This window comes from Roseofilum acuticapitatum BLCC-M154 (assembly GCF_030068475.1).
GTDB classification, from domain to species: Bacteria; Cyanobacteriota; Cyanobacteriia; order Cyanobacteriales; family Desertifilaceae; genus Roseofilum; species Roseofilum acuticapitatum.
Genome location: NZ_JAQOSP010000011.1, coordinates 1 through 3,631, shown reverse-complemented (window position 1 = coordinate 3,631; position 3,631 = coordinate 1). Strand labels below are relative to the sequence as shown.

Here is a 3,631-nt window from a genome sequence, read left to right as displayed (position 1 = left end):
CTCCGCATCTTCACGGAGAATTCAATTTCGCTGAGTTGGTGTTGGAGACAGTGGGGAAGTCGTTACGCCATTCGTGCAGGTCGGAACTTACCCGACAAGGAATTTCGCTACCTTAGGACCGTTATAGTTACGGCCGCCGTTTACCGGGGCTTCAATTCAATGCTTGCACATCTCCTCTTAACCTTCCGGCACCGGGCAGGCGTCAGACCCTATACGTCGTCTTGCGACTTCGCAGAGCCCTGTGTTTTTAGTAAACAGTCGCCACCCCCTAGTCTGTGCCCCCACCGTAAAGTTGCCTTCACGGTGGGCCCCCTTCTCCCGAAGTTACGGGGGCAATTTGCCGAGTTCCTTCAACACCATTCTCTCAAGCGCCTTGGTATATTCAACCTGCCCACCTGTGTCGGTTTGGGGTACGGTCCATATGTGAGAGTTATTTCCTGGACCTCCTTGGCAGCTTCTCCAATCCAATAAGGAAAAACTACTTCCAGAGGCCGTCACTTCTCACGGGTACAGGAATATTAACCTGTTTCCCATCGACTACGCATTTCTGCCTCGTCTTAGGGGCCGACTCACCCTGCGCGGATTGGCCTTGCGCAGGAACCCTTGGGCTTTCGGCGAGGGAGGTTCTCACTCCCTTTATCGCTACTCATGTCAGCATTCTCGCTTCCGATACCTCCAGCATGCCTTACGGCACACCTTCACAGGCTTACGGAACGCTCCGCTACCACTTGTCAAAGACAAGTCCGCAGTTTCGGTGTGTGGCTTGAGCCCCGGTACATCTTCGGCGCGGGACAGCTTATTTAGACCAGTGAGCTGTTACGCTTTCTTTAAACGATGGCTGCTTCTAAGCCAACGTCCTGGTTGTCTTGGCCGTCCTACATCCTTTCCCACTTAGCCACAACTTTGGGACCTTAACTGGCGGTCTGGGCTGTTTCCCTCTCGACCACGGACCTTAGCACCCGTAGTCTGTCTGCCAGATAGTACTCTTCGGTATTCGGAGTTTGATTAGGTTTGGTAAGCCGGTGAGGCCCCCTAGCCCATTCAGTGCTCTACCCCCGAAGGTATTCGTCTGACGCTCTACCTAAATAGATTTCGCGGAGAACCAGCTATCTCCAGGTTTGATTGGCCTTTCACCCCTAACCACAAGTCATCCCCGTCTTTTTCAACAGACGTGGGTTCGGTCCTCCAGTGACTGTTACATCACCTTCAACCTGCTCATGGCTAGATCACCTGGTTTCGGGTCTAATCCCACAAACTCAATCGCCCTATTAAGACTCGCTTTCGCTGCGCCTACACCTATCGGCTTAAGCTTGCTTGTAAGACTAACTCGCTGACCCATTATGCAAGAGGTACGCTGTCACCCCATAAAGAGGCTCCAACTGCTTGTAGGCATCCGGTTTCAGGAACTATTTCACTCCCCTTATCGGGGTGCTTTTCACCTTTCCCTCACGGTACTGGTACACTATCGGTCGTCAAGGAGTACTTAGGCTTGGAGGGTGGTCCCCCCATGTTCAGACAGGATTTCACGTGTCCCGCCCTACTCGAGGACTTATGCAATTTCTACCCGTACGGGGCTATCACCCACTATGGCCGACCTTTCCAGATCGTTCCGGTTCTTATGCATAAGCCACTGGCCTGGTTCGCGTTCGCTCGCCGCTACTAGCGAAGTCTCGGTTGATGTCCTTTCCTCCGGTTACTGAGATGTTTCAGTTCACCGGGTTCGCCTCCTGCCGCTATGTATTCACGACAGGATCACCCTATTGGGTGGGGTTTCCCCATTCAGAAATCTACGGGTCAAAGCCTGCTCTCGGCTCACCGTAGCTTATCGCAGAGTGCCACGTCTTTCATCGCCTCTTGACGCCAAGGCATCCACCAGATGCCCTTATTATGCTTGAGAGATCCCTCAGCTAACTGTGCTGCGGCTTGCGCAGGGGTAAAACCTGCAAAACCACAATACACATCTAGTTCGCGATCACGTTCTTTCGTTGCGAAAAATCACAACGGAAAGATCCGTTCTCTTCATATTCCCTATTCACAATGTCAAACATCTTGTCATCCAGTCTCACGACTAGATATCTCGTATCTTCCAAACCCCTCTATGCTTCTGAATGCGTCCCGCATTCAGGGCATGTCGCCGCCGGCCAACCCGACATGCATGGACAAAATCCAAACACTGCCAAGTGGCACCATCGACTATTCGATAACGTTTACCGTCTGATCCGTTCTCACCAAACTGGATGCTCCCGCGATCCAAGTGGATCGCCGCGCTTCATAGCGCGTAAGCCTCAGCCGACGGTGGTCGGCGGCGGCGCTTGAGCACCAAATATAACTTGGTGGAGGTGAACGGGATCGAACCGATGACCTCCTGCTTGCAAAGCAGGCGCTCTCCCAACTGAGCTACACCCCCGGTATAAGCTAGCTGAATGCATCCGCATTCAGTGCATGTCGCCGCCGGCCAACCCGACATGCATGGACAAAATCCAGACATTGCCAAGTGGCAACGATCAACCTGCATGAAGAACTGTCAAAGGAACTGTAACTTTAGTCAGTGGTTGGCTTTGCGCGCCGGGTTGGCCGGCGGCGGCGCGCCACTTGATAAAGTGGTGGGCCTGAGAAGAGTTGAACTTCTGACCTCACCCTTATCAGGGGTGCGCTCTAACCAACTGAGCTACAGGCCCGTTATCTTCGAGGTTTGGAAGGGATGCGCGGACAGCGCCATGGTCTTGTCTTTTGATAGAGAAGATAGAGATAAATCCACCTTCATCCTTGAAAGGAGGTGATCCAGCCGCAGGTTCCCCTACGGCTACCTTGTTACGACTTCACCCCAGTCGCTGACCTTACCGTGGCCGGCTGCCTCCTAAAAGGTTAGCCCACCGTCTTCGGGTAAAACCAACTCCCATGGTGTGACGGGCGGTGTGTACAAGGCCCGGGAACGTATTCACCGTGGCATGCTGATCCACGATTACTAGCGATTCCAACTTCATGCACTCGAGTTGCAGAGTGCAATCCGAACTGAGATAACTTTTTGGGATTGGCTACTTATCGCTAAGTCGCTGCCCTCTGTAGTTACCATTGTAGCACGTGTGTAGCCCAACCCGTAAGGGCCATGAGGACTTGACGTCATCCCCGCCTTCCTCCGGCTTGTCACCGGCAGTCTCCCTAGAGTGCCCAACTAAATGCTGGCAACTAGGAACAGGGGTTGCGCTCGTTGCGGGACTTAACCCAACATCTCACGACACGAGCTGACGACAGCCATGCAGCACCTGTCACCTATCCAGCCGAACTGATGATATCCATCTCTGGAAATCGCGATAGGGATGTCAAGGGTTGGTAAGGTTCTGCGCGTTGCTTCGAATTAAACCACATGCTCCACCGCTTGTGCGGGCCCCCGTCAATTCCTTTGAGTTTTAATCTTGCGACCGTACTCCCCAGGCGGAGTGCTTAATGCGTTAGCTGCGTCACCGAAATCGAAATCCCGACAACTAGCACTCATCGTTTACGGCGTGGACTACCAGGGTATCTAATCCTGTTTGCTCCCCACGCTTTCGCACCTGAGCGTCAGATCTAGTCCAGGTGGCCGCCTTCGCCTCTGGTGTTCCTCCCAATATCTACGAATTTCACCTCTACACTG

At 53.3% G+C, this 3,631-nt stretch carries 2 tRNA genes and 2 rRNA genes; all 4 read right to left on the bottom strand.

The window, feature by feature from the left end:
• Positions 1 to 1,896, bottom strand: a 23S ribosomal RNA gene (locus PMG71_RS02365); the annotation flags it as partial.
• Between the two features lie 435 nt (positions 1,897 to 2,331).
• Positions 2,332 to 2,407: transfer RNA gene (locus PMG71_RS02360), tRNA-Ala, on the bottom strand.
• Between the two features lie 194 nt (positions 2,408 to 2,601).
• A tRNA-Ile gene (locus tag PMG71_RS02355) sits at positions 2,602 to 2,678 on the bottom strand.
• Positions 2,679 to 2,769: 91 nt separating this feature from the next.
• Positions 2,770 to 3,631: ribosomal RNA gene (locus PMG71_RS02350) — 16S ribosomal RNA — on the bottom strand; the annotation flags it as partial.